Below are 19,950 nucleotides of genomic sequence, written 5' to 3' on the forward strand. Positions count from 1 at the left end.
CCGGCGTTTCAGGGGAACGGTTTTTTGACATTTCCAGAATACGTTGAGTAATTGAAAAAGCAAAAACCTGCCCCTGAATAAGTTCAGAAGCAGGAGAAAGCCTCCTGAGCCAATAGCTGCGCAACAAGTAGTCTACACTACCACAGCAGTTTGATCCGGAACACTTAACGATTTCCAGGCGATATATAGCCCGATGGCAGCTGCAATTAAGGATAGTATTGCTGCAACAATAGCCAGCTGATCCAGTGTGCTTGATGAAGTGGAGTTAAAAGAACGCTGATTAGCCGTCTTGCCGGATTTGTTTTTGATATGGACAGATGATCTGGAAAGCCTGGAAGCCGACTGTAACTGGGATGTGTGAGCACGCGTAGGTATCGATTTTTTCTTTGAGGGATTCAATAGTCAACCTCCTTATAGCGGAGTTCGGTGCTTCCATCGTTCATACTATGTTATGTCGATTTTCAGATTGAGTTCGCAAAAATGAGTGAATCCCCAGCCCGTTAGATAATCAACTTGGCCGCTAGTGTTAGCGAAGCAGGCAACCCATTATACGCTCCGTTAATACAGGTCTAACAAACTGTGTTTATAGTGATGATCATAGAGTGAAGCTTGAACACAGGAGGCGCTGGAATGAGGAACGTGGAGATAATTGCCCATCGCGGTGCATCTGCCGTATGCCCGGAGAACACGATGAGTGCTTTTGAACGGAGTCTGGAGCTTGGAGCAACAGGGATTGAAACCGATGTGCAGATGACGAGTGATGGCAGACTGGTACTGATTCATGATGAGACGTTAAGCCGAACTGGTGGCGCAGAAGGCTGGGTTAAGGATACAAGTTACGATCAATTGCGCACCCGGGATGCCGGATCCTGGTTCCATGCCGATTTTGCCGGGGAGCGTATTCCTTCGCTGGAGGAGTTATTCAAGCTCGTACAGGGGAAAGGAACGCTGCTTAATCTGGAATTGAAAAATGGTATTGTGAGTTATAAGGGGATGGAAGAGAAGGTTATACAGGCGATCCGGGACTGGAATCTGGAGCAACAGGTCGTGCTGTCCAGTTTCAATCATGCTTCGCTCGTGAGATGTAAACGTCTTGCCCCGGAGATCCGTACAGCACTTCTATATATGGAAAAGTTGTACCGTCCCTATGATTATGCAGCCAAACTCGAAGCTTCCGGCCTTCATCCCTACAAGCTGGCAGTCACACAACAAGATGTTTCTGCTACACTGGCCCATGGCATTGTTACCTATCCATTTACAGTGAACGATCCTGCCGAGATGCAGGCCATGATTGACATGGGTGTGCAAGGAATCATTACCGATGCTCCAGATGTCCTGGCCTCCTTAATTAAGGTACCAGCCCGTTAAACGAGTCTGTTTTTTATATGTTCTACATATGTAATGACAAGGCTGTGTTCGAGCTTTTTGGCTCCTACATGGCCTTTTTGCGTGTGAAATTATGTGCAAATCTTCATATATGCATTAAACATGTCCTATTTGTCCATTGCCAGAGCCTATAGATTCACTTACAATGGTCTATGGGAATGAGAATCAATATCATTAAAGTTTGGTATTTATAGAGAGGTGATTGTTATGTACATAGGTTTGAAGAGCTCCACTCATAACGAGGGTGGGCGCGTATGAGTTCACAAGCTTCACCAGAAAAACATAATCCGGATTCACCCACAGCGAAGATTCACACTCGTCCGTGGGCAGCCACACTTATTCTTACAGGGGGAATTTTGCTACTCGCTCTGGGTATGGCGTTGTCCATTTCTTTTGGCGCTGCTGATATTAAGCTTAGTGTAGTCTGGAAAGCCATCTTTGATTTCAATCCGGAGTTGACCCCTCACCAGATCATATGGGAGATTCGGTTACCACGTATTCTTGGAGGAGCCATGGTGGGTGCATGTTTCGCTGTGGCTGGTGCAATCATGCAGGGCATGACTCGTAACCCGCTGGCCGATTCAGGTCTGCTTGGGCTGAATGCGGGAGCTGGATTTGCGCTTGCAGTTTGTTTTGCTTTCTTCCCAGGATTGCCATTTATGTATATCATCATGTATTCCTTCCTTGGGGCAGGGCTTGGTGTCCTGTTGGTGTATGGTTTTGGTGCAGCTTCCAAATCGGGTCTAACACCACTACGCCTTGTGCTTGCAGGTGCAGCAGTATCAGCGATGTTGTCGGCACTCAGTGAAGGGATTGCATTGTATTTCAGAATTGGACAAGATCTGGCATTCTGGACAGCCGGTGGTGTAGCGGGAACGAAATGGTCTCAACTTGAAATCATGTTCCCATGGGTACTCGCGGCACTAATCGCAGGTCTTCTTATCTCCCGTTCCATTACTCTGCTTAGTCTCGGAGAAGATATTGCGGTGGGCTTGGGGCAACGTACGGGGCTGATCAAGCTCATAGGTCTGATTGTTGTACTGATTCTTGCGGGTACGGCTGTGTCGGTGGTTGGTGCGGTTGGTTTTGTAGGACTCATTATTCCCCATCTTACGCGGAAGCTGGTTGGAGTCGATTATCGCTGGATTATCCCATGTTCCGCTGTGATGGGTAGTTTGCTGCTTGTATTTGCGGATCTGGCTGCACGTATGATTAACCCGCCGTACGAGACACCAATTGGCGCATTGGTTGCCCTTATCGGGGTACCATTCTTCCTATATCTGGCACGTAAAGAAAGGAGGACTCTGTAAAGATGGAATCCTCAACAATAGTTGGAGCAGAGCGCAAGAAGAGAACCAAAAGTACGATTGTTCTCATTGTACTTGCCCTATTAATTATTACGGCTTTTGTAGTGAGCATGAATACGGGTTTTACCAAGCTGTCGCCGCTTGAAGTGATGCGTACCCTGTTTGGTGGAGGCACGGCGAAACAGGAATTGATCCTGTTTGAATTCCGTTTGCCACGTATTGTGATTTCGGTGCTGGTCGGAGCAGGACTTGCGTTATCAGGTAGTATTTTGCAGGGGGTATCTCGGAATGCACTGGCAGATCCGGGGATCCTCGGGATTAATGCAGGTGCAGGTCTGGTCGTTATGTTATTTGTTTCCTTTTTCCCGACAACGACAGCAGCGCCGGTATTTCTTTTGCCTATTCTGGCCCTGATCGGTTCCGGTTTTGCTGCATTTCTGATCTACGTTCTCTCTTACAAAAAAGGAGAGGGCATCCTGCCTACGCGTATGTTGCTTACAGGGATCGGGGTAGCTGCGGGAATCAGTTCTGCCATGATCGTGCTTACCTTACGGCTTAGTCCGGAAAAGTATCAATTTGTAGCAACCTGGATGGCAGGCAGCATCTGGGGTTCAAACTGGAAGTTTGTAACGGCTCTACTACCGTTTCTTATCATTCTTGTACCGCTTGTTCTGTATAAGGCACGAGTATTGAATGTGCTGAATCTGGGTGACCAGACTGCCAGCGGACTCGGGACCCCGGTTGAGCGTGAGCGACTTATTTTGCTTGCCGCTGCTGTAGGTCTTGCCGGCTCATGTGTATCTGTGAGTGGGGGAATCGGTTTTGTGGGGCTGATCGGGCCGCATTTGGCGCGTCGTCTGGTGGGTCCAAAACATCAATTCCTGTTACCTGCATCGGCCCTGATCGGTTCATTGCTCGTACTGGTTGCAGATACCTTGGGTCGTGTCATCCTGCAGCCTTCTGAGATTCCTGCGGGTATCCTGGTTGCCATTATTGGTGCGCCATACTTCCTGTATCTCTTAAGCAAGACGAAATAGAACGTAATCATTGTTGTGTGATTGCATAAGGAGGACTTGAGTCCATGCTTCGCCGTTTCTTTGCCTATTACAGGCCTTACAAAAAGCTCTTTATTCTTGACTTTAGCTGTGCGATTCTGGTCGCGCTGCTTGAACTGGCTTTTCCACTGGCGGTCAACCGGGTAGTTGATGATCTGCTGCCAGGAGGACGCTGGGACTGGATTCTATGGGCGTGTCTGGCATTGCTCGGCATCTACTTCCTGAATTCCTTTCTGAACTTCGTAGTTACCTATTGGGGACACAAGCTGGGGATTAACATCGAGACGGATATGCGTAAAAGTCTGTTTAATCATGTGCAGAAGTTATCGTTCCGTTTCTTCGATAATACGAAAACAGGACACCTCGTGTCCCGCATGACTAACGATCTGATGGATATCGGTGAGATTGCCCATCATGGTCCAGAGGATGTATTTATCGCGGTGATGACACTGATCGGTGCATTCAGCATCATGATGAGCATTAACGGAAATTTGGCGGTGTTAACCTTTATCATCGTGCCACTGATTATTTATCTCTCGCTCTACTTTGGCAGCAAGATGTCCAAGGCATTCAGCCGAATGTTCGGAGATATTGCCGACTTCAACGCTCGTGTAGAGAATAATATTACAGGTATCCGTGTTGTTCAGGCTTTTGCCAATGAAGAGCATGAAAAAGCACAATTTGCAGTAAACAACGGTCGTTTCCGTCAAACCAAACTGATTGCATACAAAATCATGGCCTGGAACTCCTCTGTCAGTTACATGCTGATGAAGCTGGTATCCCTCTTTGTTCTGGTATGCGGAACATGGTTTGTCATTAACGGCAGCATGACTTACGGTCAGTTCATAGCATTTATCATGTTGTCCAATGTGTTCCTGACACCCATTCAGAAGATCAACTCGGTTATTGAGACGTATCCGAAGGGGATTGCAGGCTTCAAACGATATACAGAGCTGCTTGATATGGAACCGGATGTGGAAGATCGTCCAGGGGCTGTATCGGTATCCCATTTACGTGGAGATATTCGTTATGAGCAAGTGACCTTTGGTTATTCGGATCAGGAGCCTGTGCTCAAAGGTATCGATCTGAGCGTGCAAGCTGGCGAAACGGTCGCTCTTGTCGGTCCATCCGGGGCGGGTAAAACAACGTTGTGCAGTCTGCTGCCGCGATTCTATGATGTGCTGGAAGGTCGCATCACGATTGATGGGCAGGAGATTCAGAATATGACGCTGGATTCCTTGCGTAGTCATATCGGAATTGTACAACAGGACGTATTCCTCTTCGATGGAACCATCCGGGAGAACATTGCCTACGGCAAGCTGGATGCATCCGAAGAAGAAATCTGGATGGCTGCCAGACGAGCACAGATGGAGTCTTTGATTCAATCGATGCCGGAAGGGTTGGATACGTTGATTGGTGAACGCGGCGTGAAGTTGTCCGGTGGACAGAAACAGCGTTTGTCCATTGCTCGCATGTTCCTGAAAAACCCACCGATTCTAATTCTGGACGAAGCCACATCCGCGCTGGATACAGAAACGGAAGCAGCCATTCAGCAATCGCTGGCTGAGCTGTCCGAAGGCCGGACTACACTGGTCATCGCTCACAGGCTGGCAACGATCAAAAATGCGGACCGCATTATTGTAGTAGCCGAACAAGGCATTACGGAGCAAGGACGTCATGAAGAATTACTCGCAGCAGGTGGGGTCTACAGCCGCCTTCACTATGCGCAGTTTGGCGCGTAACCTGTTCGATGTAGATTTAACAATGCTAATATGAGATGTAATGCCATCGTTCATGACTTGGAAGGAGTCAAGACGATGGCATTTTTTTCTGTAATGTGAATAGGATGTAGGTCTGGGGTGCTGAATTGTGTCTGCCTGTGATCATCTGTGATCAGAAACATGGAAACGGGTAATAATCATCAAGTCTCAAACTTTGCTTGGCTAATATACTCATCATTATTTATAGCGTAGGAGGCGAACGAGATGCAGATGAACGATATGTTGAAAATTCTTATAACCTGTCTATTATTTATTCTGATCTGGTGGCTTCTGATTCAAGGGATTCGCAAACTTTCCAGTACTCGTGCGGGGTCCGGTTTACGACGCTGGGGTGGATGGTCCATTGGACTTTTCATTGTTGGCGCTGTGCCACTCGGTTTTTCGCTATACACAGAGATCTTTGATGAACGCCTGGATGCCAACATCGGGTTAGGGCTTGCCATGTTATTTGTCTGGGCCTACTGTGCTGTCTTGTTATGCGCAACATTGGTGGTCTGGGGCAGGTATGTGTACAAAAGGGATATAAGGAAGTGAATGCAACAATAACCTGATACGGAACGTTAAATTTAGGAAGAGGTGTTGTTAAAAGGGGGATTACATATGACCAATCTTCGTCGAGTCCATATATTGTTCTCCATCCTGATCGTATGCCTTACGGGATGTTCAGGACAGATCGAGTGCAACTCCGTGCAGACTCAAGCCGATGCACCAAGTGAAGATGGATTCACTGGTTATGTGGTTGATCGTAAAGACGATTCCATTCTTGTGGTTGATCCCGCCTACCGAGATAACAGTTCCAATGGAGGAGCCGATCGATATTATCCGGCAAAATGGTTCTCCAATTCACCTGATCCACAGATCGGCTCCTATGTTGAAGTCTGGACGGATGGAGGCCCGGAAAATCAGCCCTATCCCGGACAGGCCAGAGCAGAAAAGATAGCGGTATCTTGTCCAAATACGCCAGACGGTGCCCATCTAAGTGAGGCAGACGCCATTCGGGGTGGACTATACTCACCAGATGGAGAAAAATTACGTGTTCCTGTGATTGAGGATGTACAATTTGATCAGGATGCAGGAACGTGGACGATTCGCATGATAGATGCGATGTCAACGACGAAGAATCAAGATCGGATTGATATCAGAATAGAGGATGTAGAGCCAGAGGAGTAACAAGAGGGAGTATATCATTATGTAATATAGATGAGAAAGGAAAATTCAATGGATATGAGGGCGCGTCTTCCCCGCGACAAGTTTGATTTTGAAGCGGTGCGTAAGTTAAATGAATTTGGCAATGAAGAGTTGAAAGGCATTATTCCAGAACTTATGGAGTGGTTACAAGACGGGAATTGGCCGATCTCTGAGCCGGTAGAGGATCTACTATTGAGATTGGGGGAGGACTTAGTTCCTTATATTAAGGATGTGTTGCAAACCCAAGATCCACAGTGGGAATATTTCATTTTGGTTGGATTGATTGATCGATTGCCTGTATCTCATCTCAGTATGCTACGGTCGGATTTGGTAAGGATACTAGAGTCCCCTACACATGACGAGATACTAGAGGAGTTGGATGAGGTTATCGTGGAGCTTTTGGAAAAGATGAAGGGAGACCAACGAGAGGTAAGTGGAGATGGGAGTTTGCATACATAAAAACTGGTGCAACAAGAAAATTGAAGAAACTAGATACCTAAGAGGGGCGAAACGTGATTAAACTGATTTTGAAAGACCTTATTATTACTGGAGATCCGAATATCCATGGCAAGTTACAATTCACGAGATCTGAAGATATTGGAGACGATTTTTACTTGTCAGGTACAGCCTGTATTGGGACGGAAGATTCTGAAGGTGAGGATAATTTTGATTTTACAATCATAACTCCGAAAGCTTTAGAAAAAGAACTTAGAGATGGAACAGATATCGTATTAGGTGCAAGGCACTTTATTGTTAATAAACTGGATTTCGAATTAATATCCGAAAAAATAAATCAAATTCTTATGAAACAGCAAGGAGAAACCTGGGAAGATGTAGTTAAAAATCTTGCCCCTTATTTCAGTTGGGAATATACAGATTCTATACGATTAAATAGTGAGGAAGAGCTATGGCAGATGATCAACAAACATTCCATTGAAGACGCTGATTAAGTTAAAAATGAGAATTTAATTTACCTTCAAAATCACCTTACGCGGATTGTTGATGGATTAGAAGACAGTAAAGCCCTCAATACTGTGTTGACAGTATCGAGGGCTTATTAGTTTTAAACAGTGCATGTACAACTCTAGCTTAATCCGCAATATTTCCTGCCATCTTGAGACGGCGAGCAATTTCCTTAAAGTCTTCTTGCGAAATGCCTGGGGCGAATTCTTCTTCCACCGCAGGGGCTTCTGGAATCGGGAATCCTTCAGGTATCCCTTGGATGACTTCAAGAGGTTGTCCATCTTCGGGGTGAGTTCCTTTCCAGATCTGACCGATCGCATTGAAGTCTTTATCACTATAGGTGTACAGCTTGGTGTGTACCCCTTTTTCTTCATATTTACGAGCCTCATTGAAAGCTTTGTTGTTCAGTGAAGGAATAGGAACGAGTTTGGTTACATTGACGCCAGTTGCAATCTCAAGGGCTTTTGCATATGCAACAACATGCACGCCGCCACGTACCAGCAGGAAACCAACCACTTCCCGGGCTGCCGGGTGATCTGTCATTTCATATACCTTCATTTTATGCGTACGCGCTCCACATTCGAGGAAAAAGTTGTGCAACAGATCTTCGACCAGATTTCCGCTGTTGAAGACGTTTGCTCCCGTCCATGGATTACCCATAGAGTCAAAAGGCATTGCGCCTTGTGCACCTGCCAGATAGTGATAAGACAGACGAGCATCTTTCACGGAACCTAACGGTGTATCATCGGGTTCTTTGTACTCGGTTGATCCTCTAAGACATTTGTTAATCCCGTGAGACACCAGCTCAACATGTCCCAATTCTTCGGCCGTAATACTCATGACCAGGTCGTAGAAGGGCTTCAGTTTTTCTTTGGAGCGAAAATTAAATGATTGATAGAGGTAATTGTTCAACGTTGACATTTCTCCGAATTTGCCGCCGAGCAACTCTTGTATGGCTGCTGCTGCATTCGGATCGGGCTTCTCGACATTGGGAATCTCAATCAGGATTTCATCCAAGCGTTTGAACATTGGGGTGTAACCTCCTCAAAGTGGTATTGCAGATCCTGTAGAAATGTTAGATCATGAAGTCAGGCTGTCATGGCCTATTACACGGTTATTCCCTTTTTTAAACATAAAATCAACCAAATGGGACTTAAGTATTGCATATCAAATGCTGCATATCTTCTCCCTGTTGTTATTTCCAATACGGTGAATTTTATGTATAATCTAACCTTTAAATGGGTCTGCCAGATACAAGAGAATTAAGGTACATAAAGGAGTTAAAGATGAACAAACGTTGGGTAAAAATAGTGTGGATTCCGATCCTTCTGATGATGCTGATGTACATAAGCAGCGAGCCTGTCACAGCATATGACGTTACGAACGAGGTTCAGGTGGATGAACAAACGAGGCAAAGGCTTGAAAAGAAATACGGGTTGGATCGTCCTGAGGAGCCGAAGACACAACAACACGTTTTCTCGGGTGACTGGGGAATGAGTTTCCGGACGGAGCCTCCTGATTCGTTGGACCGGCTTGTTCATGTGGTTCCTTTTTCCCTACGGCCACTGGCCTGGATCTTTCGTTTATTCGTGTAAAATGAAACCCGGACGGGCAATATAACAGAAACATATTGTCCCAAGGAGTGAGTGAAATGAGAATGCTCATTGTTACCGTCATGTCTGTAGTCCTGAGTTTAGCTGGAATAACATCTGGTACAGGTGCCTCTATCCCTGATTATGCGAAGTGGGGAATTATAGCGGTCAAAGAAACACAGACAAAGTACAATGTGGATATTTTGGACTATAAGCACATCGGCCGTACCTCTCTAACAGCGGATCAATCACGGGAACAGTTCAAGCTATGGGTTCGTGCCAAAGACGGCAAGCAGTTCGCGGTCTATGTGAATGTTGATTTTAATCCATCTACACAGCAATTAAAGAAAGTGCAATTTTCGGAATCCGATCGACACTGATCCGTTACTGAACCGGATTATTACAAGAAATGTAGTTATATCAGCAGCATTATTAGAGGAACCAGACCCCCTTGATCAAAGGGGAAAGTCTGGTTTTTTTTATTTTGCAAAATCCTTTTTTTACTATTGAATAAAGAACTTATGTTCGCATATAATATGAAATACAAACAAATGTTCTTATCGGAGGGATGATTATGCTAGGGAAATATATTGGCCAGATGGTGGAGCTTGTCTACATGGATCGTGCAGGGCAGATTACGCAGCGACAGATTCGAATTAACAGTGTACGTGGCGGGATGATTAGAGCATCAGCGGGAAAAGAAGGCTCACCCCGAACATTTCTGGAGCAAGGTATTCTGGCATGGCGTCCTGTTACGGATATGAATGGGGAGGTAAAGTATGCTGAACGACTTTGAACGTAAGATTTTGCGGATTATGGTGAACTATGCAGGACAACGGCGCAGGCTGCCGCGTATGGATGAACTGGAGACCAAGACGGGACGAAGCAGAGCTTACATTCATGAGTCTTTGCTGGAGCTTGAACGAACCGGGCACATCGCCTGGGAGAATCGGTCTACTCTCGAAGGGATACAGATCTTGCAGGCATGGGAACAGGTACAACAGCCAATTCGCAAAAGCCAGCCTTCCGGGGACTCCGTAAAATATTTTACGGACTATTAATCATAATAAGAAAACGCCAACCCGGATAACCGAATTGGCGCTTCTGTGTAACACGTAACGATCTGTGCATCTATTTTAGAATTGGGGAAGTTGGTCCAGGTTGTTGGTTGGGTCACCGTCGGCATCGCCGCGAATATACATTTCGCCATCTTTGCCTTTAAATACATTCACGCCGGCAATAGCGCCAGCCTTTACTTCTGCAAGTGCTTGTTGGTAATCCAGTATACGTCCTGCTGAAGTCTGAAAGGCTGTCAGGTCACCGTCGCCATTTTTCTGTACGGCTGTGAAACTCTCGCGTGTTGTTTGATCCATGATGTCACACTCTCCTTATATGACGAGATAGGAATCTGTTTACCTGATTAGCCTATCCGAATTCCTGGGAAGTATGCACTATATGCTCATAAGACCGCCAATGCCGAAGTTTTACAGACTCTTTTTCATACGAACATGCAGAATTTCTGCATCATAAAAAGGTTCTTCTGAAATCACTTCATAGCCCAGTTTCTCATAGAATTTCTGCGCCTGACATTGAGCATCCAGTACGGAATAGGATAAGCCGAGTTCACGTGCCAGTTCCTCCATCGCGAGCAGAAGCACGCGTCCATAACCGAATGAACGATGAGACTCAAGCACCGCGATCCGCTGCATTTTGGCCGTATCCTTGCTGTAATAGATCAGACGTCCTGTAGCTACAGCTTGCCCATCCGTACTTAACAATACGTGATGCACATCCGGACTAATGACATCGTATTGATCAATCTCAATCTCGGCAGGAACCTGTTGCTCGATCACAAAAACGTGATTGCGAATACCCAGGGCTTGTTCCAGTTGTTCTTGCGTCGTTACATAACTAATCTCAGCTGCCAATTCCATTCCTTCTTTCTGCTCTTGCGCGACATATCAGACTGAATTATACAAAAAAATGTTTTTCCTGTATAGTGAAGTCTGGGACATATTGGGAGAGGAGGGGGTAGTGATGGGCATGGCAGGCATCATGGTCATTACATTGTTAATGTCGGCGGGAATGATTATTCTGTTGTATTATGTGACCAAGAAAGCATACTCACGTAAGTGGGATGAAGAAGAGTAATCTACCTCTTACCTTCACGGCAAAACTTCACTGCTTCCTCGCGGAGAATATACATCTTGAACTACCGATTTGGAGTATACGTCCAGCCAGACGGGTAGAGATTCATCATTTTCATTGGGTTGTTTTAACTGTTGGAATTGAACCGTATGTTCATCCCGTTCCAAGCCGCAACCGGTAAGGGTTGTCATGACAATCATAAGCCCAACGAAAAAAAAGAAGCATTTGGTAAATGTATGTGTATTGGATTTTGACCGTTTTGTTAAGTTTCTCATAGAGAATTCACCTCGTTGTAGATATGGTAATCTTCCTTTATTGTGCACCATTTCGAGTGAATTATAACCAAATAAATCATTGACAATGAACACGGTTACTTGATATGATACTGTTACTTGATTGGGAAATAATTATATATCATGATCTGTTAGCTCAGCTAAAGATAGCATTATGATCGTGATGGATACATCCTATTTATTACAGGGCGATAGCTCAGCGGGAGAGCATTATCTTGACAGGGTAAGGGTCGTGGGTTCGATCCCCACTCGTCCTATATGAAAAAAAGGGCAACTTCTTTTGAGAATTATATCTCAAGAGGAGTTGTTTTTTTATATAACATTATGGCCATCTCTGATAATATATGTAGGTGGTTTTTGTTGATAATAAATATACTTAATGGTATAATTTGGATTAAATTAAGCAGTTAAAGTAGTTACGGATATCGATAAAAATAATACAGAAAAAAGATATGGTGGTTGATGGAATGGGACAAACAAAACGTGTTGCAGCACTATATCGAGTGTCCACAAAAGGACAGATGGATGGAAACGATATTCCAATGCAACAACGAGCATGCAGGAAGATGGTAGAGAAACAAGATGAATGGAAGCTAGTTAAGGAATATACCGAAAAAGGGGTATCAGGTTTCAAAGTACCTGCCTCGAAGCGTGATGTTATTCAACAGGCTAAAGAAGATGCAGAGAATGGCTTATTCGATGTTTTGTTGGTATTTATGTTTGACAGGCTTGGAAGAAAAGATGATGAGACCCCCTTTGTACTTGAGTGGTTTGTAAACAAAGGGGTTGAAATGTGGTCTGTAATAGAAGGACAGCAAAAAATTGAAGCAAACACCGATCGGATGGTCAACTACTTAAGATTCTGGCAGTCAAGCGATGAAAGTAGGAAAATCTCTGACCGTGTCAATGAAAAACATAAACAGATGGTCGAAGATGGTATTTTCAGGGGAGGAGGTATTCCCTACGGGTATAAAAGTGTTGATTCCGGTAATGTAAATAAAAAAGGAAAAGTAATGCAAAAACTGGGCAAGCACGAAGAAGAGTCAAAGATTGTAAAAGAAATATTCCGACTAGTGCTTGAAGAAGGATACGGGCAATTAAGAATAGCTAAACTTCTAAACGAAAAAAATGTTCCGACAAGAAAAGCAAAACAATGGGGTGCTCCAACAGTAAACGTTATACTTAAGAATCCAATCTACAAAGGAGTGATGAGGTATAGAAAAGAAAAAGGGGACGATATATTTTCAAAACCAATCCCTGAATTAATGATAGTTTCAGAAGAGGATTGGAATACTGTACAGGATATAAGGGATAAAAAGAACCCTAAGAATCCAAACAGAAATGAAAATTCCATTCCCATGAGCACTAAGGGAAGTTTACTTTTAACTGGATTAGCTAGATGCGGTTGTTGTAACTCTAGATTGACTACGACTACATTTGTAAATAAATACAAAGCAGCTAATGGAGAAATTGTTCGATACAATCAAAATAAAAGTTATCGCTGTAGTGGAAAATTGCAAGGAAAGACGGATTGTGATGGACAGGCAACATTTTCTTCAAAGAAGGTAGAGAGACAAGTCTTAGAAAGCGTGGAAGTATACTTAAGTGAACTCAGAACAATAGATTTTCAATCGGAAATTGAATTGATAAAAAAGAAAGTTTTTTTTCAAGAAGAGGAAAGAATTAAAACAATGCAAAATTTACTGGAAGAGCACTATGAGGAGCTTGTGGTATTAAACGCTGAGGTTCCAAAAGCTATAATGGGTAAGAGTGCATTCAAGCCAGAAATGCTCAATGCTCTTATCGATAAAAAAGAAAACGAAATTCTGAAAACTTCTGAAGATATTAAGGGAATAGAGAAATTGTTACTCTCCAAAAAAATGGAGATATCAGAGATGGAGACTCTAAAAGATGATCTCCCAGTTTGGCGGGATGTGTTTACAAAAGCTTCTACAGAAAAGAAGAAAATGATGTTATGCACATTGCTAGAAGTGGTCTACATTAGTAAAGATAAAATATCGGTCGAAATCAAGGCTGGAATAAAAGAATTACTCGGTCATCTATACAGAGAGAGAAAGGATACCAAGAGCTCACTTATTTGACAGGGTAGGGGTCAGTGGTTCGAGCCCACTACAGATCATACACGAGGAGCCTTATGATGTAAGGCTTCTTTTCTTTTTTTACATACAAACATGAATACGCTTCCGAGTGCTTCAGTTTCTCTTCCTCTTTTTAAACAAAACTTAAATAAAACATAAATTCATCATAAGGTTCCTCTTCTATACTTGGTTCTGAGGTCAATATAGAACAGGAGAAGGAGAGAACTTATGAATTATTCAAATCCATTTACATTAAAGTTAGCCAGAGTAGGGATCGCGGGTACACTGGCTTTAATACTGGCAACAAGTCCACTTGCCAACATGGGGGTTGTGGTAGCGGAAGCGGTCCCACCTGTATCTATGAACATACCTAACACACAGAAAGACTCCCTAAAGCAGTCCCCGATTCAATACCAGATCCAGGCTCGGCTGAATGAGAAAGACATGACGATCCAGGGGAGCGAGAAGGTAACGTATCGCAACACAAGCAAGGATACACTCCAGCAACTGGTCCTGCATACATATGCTGATGCGAACCTTTCCAAGTCCACACAGGCTTCAATGTTCCAACAGAACAATGAACAGATTAGTGAAGATCATCCCGAGAAGACAGCGGAGGACTTTCTGGGTGGCATTGATATTCAGGCTGTAACAGCAGATAGACAGTCACTGGACTTCCATAAGGAAAACCAAGCGCTGACTGTACAGTTGAAAAAGTCCGTTCAACCAGGCGAATCGATAACATTACAATTGGAATTCCATCTGAATATACCTTATGGCTCACAGCGAATTTCCTATTACAAGGATATAATTAATGGTGCACACTGGTTCCCGGTGATGTCTGTATACGATGAGGTCAAGCAGCAGTGGAATAAGGCACCGTATAGTCGATCATTCGAGAGCGATTATTACACCTCGTCCGACTTTGAAGTCCAATTTAATGTGCCTGAGGAGTATCAGGTAGCCATGCCTGGCATGATCTCCACTCAAAACAGTACAGAACATGGGCGTAAGATTGTGTCTGCCGTAGCCGAGAATACGAGAGAGTTTGTTTTCTTTGCCAGTCCTAATCTTCAAGTGGAGCGCGCTACCCGTAACGGTCTGACGGTGGAATACTATTATTTCAACGATGATCCATCCAAGAAAGAGATCGTTGACCGATACATTAATCAGGCATTTAAGGTCATTGATTTTTATAGTGAGAAATACGGTAAGTATCCTTATCCAGAGTTCCGAATTGTCGAGACGTATGTACAAGGCGTTGCCGTGGAGTATGCGAGACTCATTCAGATGGGCCAGATTCAAACGGGTAAGGTTCCAGAAGAAGATACAACGTTTGTTCATGAGATAGCACATCAGTGGTTCCATGCATTGATTGGTAATAACTCAGAGACCGAATCCTTCCTGGACGAAGGCTTTGCCGATTTCTCCATGGTGTATTTTGCCGAGAAACAGGGAGATAAGCTAAATGGTTTCAGATCTATACAGTTTGACACTGCGCCCGTAGATATGGCGATTGCGTCAACAAACGATGGAGCCGGGGAGTTAGCCGGTCTGGTGTATTATCAGAAGGGGCGACAAGCGATCTATCAGCTTTACCGTTCCGTCGGTGAAGAGAAATTTGACGAGTTGATGAGAACATATTTCCAACGCTACGTGTATCAAAATGCAACAATAGAGGGGCTTCTTCAAACCATTGAAGATGTGCTTGGTAAGGAAGTGCGCGCAGAAATGCAAACAGCCCTATATCAGCCTGATTTTGTCTTAAAGCCTGAATACCAATTATCCAAAGAAGAGACCGCTGCATATGTGCATGATATCTTACAAGCGCAATATCAGGCTGTCATGGGTATGATCCCTAATCTGCCTTATGAAGTGATGAATCGATTGATGGACAAAGTCCTTCAAGGCGAGGAATTAACCATTGTGCTCAGCGATCAGGTGAGTAAGCTTGCAGCCAAACAGCAGGAAGATATCGTTCATCAGTTGACCGGATTCCTTGATATGAGCGGGATACAGTACGACGTTGTACGGGATCGCAAGGAGCTGAAGCAAAAGATGAGAAAAGCGATCGGCAACAGCAACCTTATTGTCATTGGCAATGCCAAGTCAAACGGATTGGTACAAGCTTTAAAATTCAACATTATTGATCGGACGAAACAGACTGGTTTTCCTTGGAAGAATACCATGAATCAACCTCTTGCCGCTGGTGCGTACGTGATCAAACATCCCTATAACCAGAATCGATTAATGCTTCATTATTTCTGGAATGAGGATCATCTGAGCAATGCGGTATTTGAAGCTTTTAAGCTGAAAATGCAGGAGTCTATTGGATTCAGTAGCGACTTTTACCAGTACTATGTATTGGATAACCAAGGCAAGGAGCAATCCGATAAAAAAGTAGCCAATCCCTTATCTTCACTTTTTGCGGAGGAATAAGTAGTTAGTTTTGCAGTTTCTTCAGTTAAACAGGTTAGCCTATTATTATGGGTTAGCCTGTTTCGTCTTGTTAACATAAGCAAATGTTTGGTTATATGAAAAACCAGACTTAGAATAATAGGCTGCAAGATGGGCATAATGCTTTAACATAAAGGTAACTTCATGAATATACTTATCGGGAGAAAACAATAGGAGGGATTAATATGAAGGATCAACATTATCCGGGCGTACCAATGAAAGGCACAATTGCTGAGTACAACTGTAAAGGCATTAAAGGAATGACTAAAATGAAAGCGTATTCATATAGTGCTAGAATTCGCTCTATCATTCGTATTTCTCGGGAGTCAGCTGCGAATGAGGGTAATGTTGTTGATTTTTCAATCCTATTAATGAACGCTTCGGATGTTTTATATTCGCGACCGGTAACGGGTAATACCCCGTTCACGAAGGAGTTGAGCTCCCATGTCCATGACTGAAAATATTGCTCAGGCAGCACTGGGCGCAGCGATGAAGGCCAACAGGGCCATTGCGCCTTATGATTATTGCGATGCAGAATCCAGACGGATGTACACGCCTCAATTTGATAAAAAAATGGACAATCCTATATATACCGCTGCAATGGCGGGTCTTCAATCGATCTATTGGTTTCGAGCGATCAAAGTGAAGGGGCTTATCCCTGATGCAAAAGCAGATTATTATGCTACGTATTCCACTAACCATAATCGTATCGGTGGAATTGGACTTGCGTATTCCAACAGTCCGACAGGACCATGGACCAAACACGGACAGGTATATCTCGATACTGTGGTTGGGAATTCGACGGAAACGCCATTTGTGATCTGGAACGATGAAGAACAATTGTTCTTTATGTATTATCAACAAAACGGACTTGGGATCAATCAATCAACGGCACTTGCGACCTCTGTAGACATGATTAATTGGACAAGAGTGGGTTTGATTTTGGACAAACCTCCCGGTTTCCCAGGTGATGGTCATACCGGTTATTTTTCCTGTTTTAGAAATGGTGGCAAATGGATCGGTTTTTCGGTAATGGGCGGCGGTGACTTTGGCCGTAAATGTATCTGGCATTCTCATGACGGACGTAGCTGGTTAGCTGATCCAAGACCATTAATGGGTGGCAATGATGCGACTTTATCAGCGGAAGAAAACATTTCGAGACCCAATGCAGGTGTATTTATGTACAAAGGGAGCATGTGGTGGTTAGGTATGCTATCGATTTATGCTTCAGGTGGGGTTACGACAGTAGCTCGGCCTGCTATTGCCAAGATCAGCGCAGACTTCCGTCAATTGCTAGACAAACCTTCAGATATATATTTTCCGGCATTGAATTGGGAAACGACCAATATGCAATCCTTGATGGTGTCCGTTATGGACGGGGTAGTGTACGTGTATTACAATACCGATCATAATATCGGTGTAGCTTATTCGGTGGGGGTGTAGAGATGATTATACGAGATGCAGCGGGTCAGATTGTGCCCTTTGGAAAGGTCCACAAGCAGCTTGTGGCCGATTTTCTATACGGAACGTTACCGGATTGGGTGGAGGTGGTGGGCACCCCTACGTTTGAGCCTTTGCCCGATAGAGGAACCATAACAGTTACAACCCCGACCACAGCAGGAGCGACGGCAGAGTTGAAAATGAAACATCTGATTGACAGCTCCAAAGTAACAGCAATTGCAGTCACTTTGGAAGCGCTACAATTCAACGGCAATATTGGAATATCGGTTCAGGTTGGCATCAAATCGAAGGATAGCAAGGCTGGTATCACCTTTTTTCATAACGTTAATCAGAAGTATGGGATGGTCCGAGCCTATAAAGCAGATGGAACGTACACGGATTTTAAGCAAAACATGGTTTTCTTCACTACGCAAGGTGTGGCGGGAGATGAAGCGCAGAATCGAAAGAACCTGACCGTGCTGCTCTGCACCGGGTTACAGTTCTCGGCGGGGTTCGAAAGACCTTCCGTGTGGCTTGGTGCGGATGATCAGTATGGAGGTGTTGCTGCTGACCTGAGTGGTGGGTTGTTCCAACATGGAGAACTGCAATGTCTGTTGAAACTCACCACAAGCAAGGCTGAGGCCAAATATTTCAAATGTGCGCAGATGAAAGTGGATATCTGGAGTAACTAATCAAACTGGGGAGAAATCTGAAGACCAACAAGGAGCCTGATTTGAAGAAAGAGTGTAGACAAGCTAGGCCAGCTCGGATTTGAGAAACTTGAGTTGGAATGATAAAGAGAAAAAAAGATGATCTGCATGGATCGGTCAATAACTCACTGGCAGTAATAGGGTACCTAAACACGGACGCTTTGAAAAAGAAGTGCAGTGTTGGGGTACCTTTTTTATTTAGAAAAGGTTCATCATTGTACCGCCTGCTGCACCAGCAACGACGACGATCCAGGGTGGTACTTTCCAAAAAACGAGCATTAGAAACAACATGCATACCAGTGCAAAATCAACAGGCGTCAGGATCGCAGTTGTCCAGAGTGGATCGTACAACGACGCCAGCAAAATACCTACAACAGCTGCATTAATTCCGCGTAATGCTCCTTGGGTTTTTGAGCTTTTACATAAAGCACTCCAGAAGGGCAATACGCCTACGATCAGAAGGAAAGCTGGCAAAAAGATAGCGATCGTTGCAACCAAAGCTCCTGAAACCCCACGCATCATCGCTCCTAAATAACCGGCAAAAGTGAACAATGGTCCGGGTACAGCTTGTGCTGCTCCATATCCCGCCAGAAAGTCGGACTTATTGATCATCTCTGCAGGAACGAATTCACGTTCCAGTAACGGAAGCACAACATGCCCTCCGCCAAATACGAGTGATCCTGAACGGTAGAAGCTATCAAAGAATAACAGCCACCCCGAACGATCAAAGGGAGTGAGTAACGGGAGAAAAATCAGAATTCCAAAGAACGTAGCCAAACAGACGATTGCCAAGTTACGATTCATAGGGACAGACAAGTCTACTGTTTTAAACTCGGTCATTTTAGTAAATAGGATCATACCTATCACGCCTGCTATCACAATAAAAAGGATTGGAGTGAATGCAGTCTGCCACACAACAGTCGCCACTGCAGTAAAGATAGCGATGGTTGCCCTATAGCGGTCGGGAGTTAGTTTTTGCCCCATGCCCCATATCGCCTGAGCGACAATAGCTACAGCAACAATTTTCAGACCGTGAATCCAGCCAGTACTGCTAATATCAAATCCTTGCAGAAGAAAAGCGAACAAGACTAACGCAATGACAGATGGAAGTGTAAAACCAAGCCAAGCCATCAGTCCCCCCAGCAATCCGCCGCGGATAATGCCAATTCCAATCCCGACTTGACTGCTGGCAGGTCCGGGCAAAAATTGACACAGCGCAACTAAATCTGCATAGCTACGTTCATCCATCCATTTTCTACGGCGAACATATTCTTCATGAAAGTAACCAAGATGAGCGATCGGTCCTCCAAATGAAGTCAGGCCGAGTCTGGTTGATACAGCTAGCACCTCATAGAGAGCCCTGGATTTATGTTTGGGCTTGTCCGGGGTTAGAAATGAATTATTCTCCAAACGTGTTATTCCTCCTTAAGTTCAACTTAGGTTATCTGATGCCTACAATGATAAACCTCATTATCGCTATTCATTTAAACTCAGCATTAAACTGTATTATTTTTTTACATCAACTATTTAC

23 protein-coding genes and 1 tRNA gene are annotated in these 19,950 nt (G+C 44.3%); 18 read left to right on the plus strand and 6 right to left on the minus strand.

Annotated elements, in window-relative coordinates:
• Window positions 1-132: 132 nt before the first annotated feature.
• Entirely contained in the window at window positions 133-399 is a 267-nt protein-coding gene (locus tag ACX9NY_RS02930) for a hypothetical protein (protein WP_091014158.1), read from the minus strand.
• 231 nt (window positions 400-630) lie between these two features.
• Here ACX9NY_RS02930 and ACX9NY_RS02935 point away from each other — a divergent pair, with 231 nt between their 5' ends.
• The 8 genes from ACX9NY_RS02935 (at window position 631) to ACX9NY_RS02970 (ending at window position 7,667) form a co-directional block, all read left to right on the plus strand.
• Window positions 631-1,368, plus strand: coding sequence for a glycerophosphodiester phosphodiesterase (locus tag ACX9NY_RS02935; RefSeq protein ID WP_339235809.1), 738 nt, complete (start codon window positions 631-633; stop codon window positions 1,366-1,368).
• Window positions 1,369-1,640: 272 nt separating this feature from the next.
• The gene (locus tag ACX9NY_RS02940) at window positions 1,641-2,696 is read left to right on the plus strand and encodes a FecCD family ABC transporter permease (protein WP_339235807.1); all 1,056 of its coding nucleotides are present in this window, start codon (window positions 1,641-1,643) and stop codon (window positions 2,694-2,696) included.
• Window positions 2,697-2,698: 2 nt separating this feature from the next.
• On the plus strand, window positions 2,699-3,730 hold the full coding sequence (locus ACX9NY_RS02945; RefSeq protein ID WP_339235805.1) for a FecCD family ABC transporter permease: 1,032 nt from the start codon (window positions 2,699-2,701) through the stop codon (window positions 3,728-3,730).
• Between the two features lie 44 nt (window positions 3,731-3,774).
• Entirely contained in the window at window positions 3,775-5,490 is a 1,716-nt protein-coding gene (locus ACX9NY_RS02950) for an ABC transporter ATP-binding protein (protein WP_339235803.1), read from the plus strand.
• A 243-nt stretch (window positions 5,491-5,733) separates the two neighbouring features.
• The gene (locus ACX9NY_RS02955; protein ID WP_472477005.1) at window positions 5,734-6,063 is read left to right on the plus strand and encodes a hypothetical protein; all 330 of its coding nucleotides are present in this window, start codon (window positions 5,734-5,736) and stop codon (window positions 6,061-6,063) included.
• Window positions 6,064-6,129: 66 nt separating this feature from the next.
• A complete protein-coding gene (locus tag ACX9NY_RS02960) occupies window positions 6,130-6,699 on the plus strand; it encodes a DUF3221 domain-containing protein (protein ID WP_472477007.1) in 570 nt (189 codons plus the stop codon).
• 48 nt (window positions 6,700-6,747) lie between these two features.
• On the plus strand, window positions 6,748-7,176 hold the full coding sequence (locus ACX9NY_RS02965) for a DUF5071 domain-containing protein (protein WP_339235796.1): 429 nt from the start codon (window positions 6,748-6,750) through the stop codon (window positions 7,174-7,176).
• Window positions 7,177-7,229: 53 nt separating this feature from the next.
• Window positions 7,230-7,667, plus strand: a complete 438-nt coding sequence (locus ACX9NY_RS02970) for an Imm8 family immunity protein (RefSeq protein WP_339235794.1) — start codon at window positions 7,230-7,232, stop codon at window positions 7,665-7,667.
• A 139-nt stretch (window positions 7,668-7,806) separates the two neighbouring features.
• Here the strand turns inward: ACX9NY_RS02970 and ACX9NY_RS02975 are convergent, their stop codons facing one another.
• Window positions 7,807-8,709 carry a manganese catalase family protein gene (locus ACX9NY_RS02975; RefSeq protein ID WP_091014199.1) on the minus strand — a complete coding sequence of 301 codons (903 nt, stop codon included), beginning with the start codon at window positions 8,707-8,709 and terminating at the stop codon, window positions 7,807-7,809.
• Window positions 8,710-8,966: 257 nt separating this feature from the next.
• On the opposite strand from ACX9NY_RS02975, the gene ACX9NY_RS02980 reads away from it, so the two are divergent.
• The 4 genes from ACX9NY_RS02980 to ACX9NY_RS02995 all read left to right on the plus strand — a co-directional run bounded on the left by ACX9NY_RS02980 (window position 8,967) and on the right by ACX9NY_RS02995 (window position 10,333).
• Complete coding sequence (locus tag ACX9NY_RS02980; RefSeq protein WP_339235790.1) at window positions 8,967-9,275, plus strand: hypothetical protein; 309 nt, start codon at window positions 8,967-8,969, stop codon at window positions 9,273-9,275.
• Between the two features lie 56 nt (window positions 9,276-9,331).
• Window positions 9,332-9,652: a DUF3889 domain-containing protein gene (locus ACX9NY_RS02985; protein ID WP_339235787.1), complete on the plus strand. Its 321-nt coding sequence runs from the start codon at window positions 9,332-9,334 to the stop codon at window positions 9,650-9,652.
• A gap of 194 nt (window positions 9,653-9,846) precedes the next feature.
• Complete coding sequence (locus ACX9NY_RS02990) at window positions 9,847-10,068, plus strand: hypothetical protein (protein ID WP_145322936.1); 222 nt, start codon at window positions 9,847-9,849, stop codon at window positions 10,066-10,068.
• Entirely contained in the window at window positions 10,052-10,333 is a 282-nt protein-coding gene (locus ACX9NY_RS02995) for a hypothetical protein (protein ID WP_339235785.1), read from the plus strand. Before ACX9NY_RS02990 ends, ACX9NY_RS02995 begins: the two co-directional genes overlap by 17 nt.
• A gap of 75 nt (window positions 10,334-10,408) precedes the next feature.
• Here ACX9NY_RS02995 and ACX9NY_RS03000 read toward each other — a convergent pair whose 3' ends face one another.
• From ACX9NY_RS03000 to ACX9NY_RS03010, 3 genes are all read right to left on the minus strand, one after another.
• Window positions 10,409-10,645, minus strand: a complete 237-nt coding sequence (locus ACX9NY_RS03000) for a DUF3892 domain-containing protein (RefSeq protein ID WP_339235783.1) — start codon at window positions 10,643-10,645, stop codon at window positions 10,409-10,411.
• Between the two features lie 111 nt (window positions 10,646-10,756).
• Entirely contained in the window at window positions 10,757-11,200 is a 444-nt protein-coding gene (locus ACX9NY_RS03005; protein ID WP_339261478.1) for a GNAT family N-acetyltransferase, read from the minus strand.
• 237 nt (window positions 11,201-11,437) lie between these two features.
• On the minus strand, window positions 11,438-11,695 hold the full coding sequence (locus tag ACX9NY_RS03010; RefSeq protein ID WP_339235781.1) for a hypothetical protein: 258 nt from the start codon (window positions 11,693-11,695) through the stop codon (window positions 11,438-11,440).
• 203 nt (window positions 11,696-11,898) lie between these two features.
• Between ACX9NY_RS03010 and ACX9NY_RS03015 the strand changes: the two genes are divergently transcribed.
• From ACX9NY_RS03015 to ACX9NY_RS03040, 6 genes are all read left to right on the plus strand, one after another.
• A tRNA-Val gene (locus tag ACX9NY_RS03015) sits at window positions 11,899-11,970 on the plus strand.
• 210 nt (window positions 11,971-12,180) lie between these two features.
• Window positions 12,181-13,815 (plus strand): recombinase family protein, encoded by a 1,635-nt coding sequence (locus ACX9NY_RS03020; protein WP_342570641.1) that lies wholly within the window; start codon window positions 12,181-12,183, stop codon window positions 13,813-13,815.
• A 225-nt stretch (window positions 13,816-14,040) separates the two neighbouring features.
• Window positions 14,041-16,251 carry a M1 family metallopeptidase gene (locus ACX9NY_RS03025; protein WP_472477012.1) on the plus strand — a complete coding sequence of 737 codons (2,211 nt, stop codon included), beginning with the start codon at window positions 14,041-14,043 and terminating at the stop codon, window positions 16,249-16,251.
• A gap of 203 nt (window positions 16,252-16,454) precedes the next feature.
• Entirely contained in the window at window positions 16,455-16,727 is a 273-nt protein-coding gene (locus ACX9NY_RS03030; protein WP_339235771.1) for a hypothetical protein, read from the plus strand.
• The gene (locus ACX9NY_RS03035; protein WP_472477014.1) at window positions 16,714-17,712 is read left to right on the plus strand and encodes a hypothetical protein; all 999 of its coding nucleotides are present in this window, start codon (window positions 16,714-16,716) and stop codon (window positions 17,710-17,712) included. The genes ACX9NY_RS03030 and ACX9NY_RS03035 overlap by 14 nt, the downstream gene beginning before the upstream one ends.
• 2 nt (window positions 17,713-17,714) lie before the next feature.
• Entirely contained in the window at window positions 17,715-18,401 is a 687-nt protein-coding gene (locus ACX9NY_RS03040) for a hypothetical protein (RefSeq protein WP_339235766.1), read from the plus strand.
• Window positions 18,402-18,617: 216 nt separating this feature from the next.
• On the opposite strand, the gene ACX9NY_RS03045 is transcribed toward ACX9NY_RS03040, so the two are convergent.
• Entirely contained in the window at window positions 18,618-19,829 is a 1,212-nt protein-coding gene (locus ACX9NY_RS03045; protein WP_472477016.1) for a chromate transporter, read from the minus strand.
• Window positions 19,830-19,950: the final 121 nt, after the last annotated feature.

The organism is Paenibacillus sp. CB74 (assembly GCF_055687625.1).

Excerpts from the sequence above, each read along its gene's own strand:
- ACX9NY_RS02935 (WP_339235809.1), top strand. The coding sequence starts at position 631 with ATGAGGAACGTGGAGATAATTGCCCATCGCGGTGCATCTGCCGTATGC.
- ACX9NY_RS02940 (WP_339235807.1), top strand. The coding sequence starts at position 1,641 with ATGAGTTCACAAGCTTCACCAGAAAAACATAATCCGGATTCACCCACA.
- ACX9NY_RS02945 (WP_339235805.1), top strand. The coding sequence starts at position 2,699 with ATGGAATCCTCAACAATAGTTGGAGCAGAGCGCAAGAAGAGAACCAAA.
- ACX9NY_RS02950 (WP_339235803.1), top strand. The coding sequence starts at position 3,775 with ATGCTTCGCCGTTTCTTTGCCTATTACAGGCCTTACAAAAAGCTCTTT.
- ACX9NY_RS02955 (WP_472477005.1), top strand. The coding sequence starts at position 5,734 with ATGCAGATGAACGATATGTTGAAAATTCTTATAACCTGTCTATTATTT.
- ACX9NY_RS02960 (WP_472477007.1), top strand. The coding sequence starts at position 6,130 with ATGACCAATCTTCGTCGAGTCCATATATTGTTCTCCATCCTGATCGTA.
- ACX9NY_RS02965 (WP_339235796.1), top strand. The coding sequence starts at position 6,748 with ATGGATATGAGGGCGCGTCTTCCCCGCGACAAGTTTGATTTTGAAGCG.
- ACX9NY_RS02975 (WP_091014199.1), bottom strand. The coding sequence starts at position 8,709 with ATGTTCAAACGCTTGGATGAAATCCTGATTGAGATTCCCAATGTCGAG.
- ACX9NY_RS02980 (WP_339235790.1), top strand. The coding sequence starts at position 8,967 with ATGAACAAACGTTGGGTAAAAATAGTGTGGATTCCGATCCTTCTGATG.
- ACX9NY_RS02985 (WP_339235787.1), top strand. The coding sequence starts at position 9,332 with ATGAGAATGCTCATTGTTACCGTCATGTCTGTAGTCCTGAGTTTAGCT.
- ACX9NY_RS02990 (WP_145322936.1), top strand. The coding sequence starts at position 9,847 with ATGCTAGGGAAATATATTGGCCAGATGGTGGAGCTTGTCTACATGGAT.
- ACX9NY_RS02995 (WP_339235785.1), top strand. The coding sequence starts at position 10,052 with ATGCTGAACGACTTTGAACGTAAGATTTTGCGGATTATGGTGAACTAT.
- ACX9NY_RS03000 (WP_339235783.1), bottom strand. The coding sequence starts at position 10,645 with ATGGATCAAACAACACGCGAGAGTTTCACAGCCGTACAGAAAAATGGC.
- ACX9NY_RS03010 (WP_339235781.1), bottom strand. The coding sequence starts at position 11,695 with ATGAGAAACTTAACAAAACGGTCAAAATCCAATACACATACATTTACC.
- ACX9NY_RS03020 (WP_342570641.1), top strand. The coding sequence starts at position 12,181 with ATGGGACAAACAAAACGTGTTGCAGCACTATATCGAGTGTCCACAAAA.
- ACX9NY_RS03025 (WP_472477012.1), top strand. The coding sequence starts at position 14,041 with ATGAATTATTCAAATCCATTTACATTAAAGTTAGCCAGAGTAGGGATC.
- ACX9NY_RS03030 (WP_339235771.1), top strand. The coding sequence starts at position 16,455 with ATGAAGGATCAACATTATCCGGGCGTACCAATGAAAGGCACAATTGCT.
- ACX9NY_RS03035 (WP_472477014.1), top strand. The coding sequence starts at position 16,714 with ATGTCCATGACTGAAAATATTGCTCAGGCAGCACTGGGCGCAGCGATG.
- ACX9NY_RS03040 (WP_339235766.1), top strand. The coding sequence starts at position 17,715 with ATGATTATACGAGATGCAGCGGGTCAGATTGTGCCCTTTGGAAAGGTC.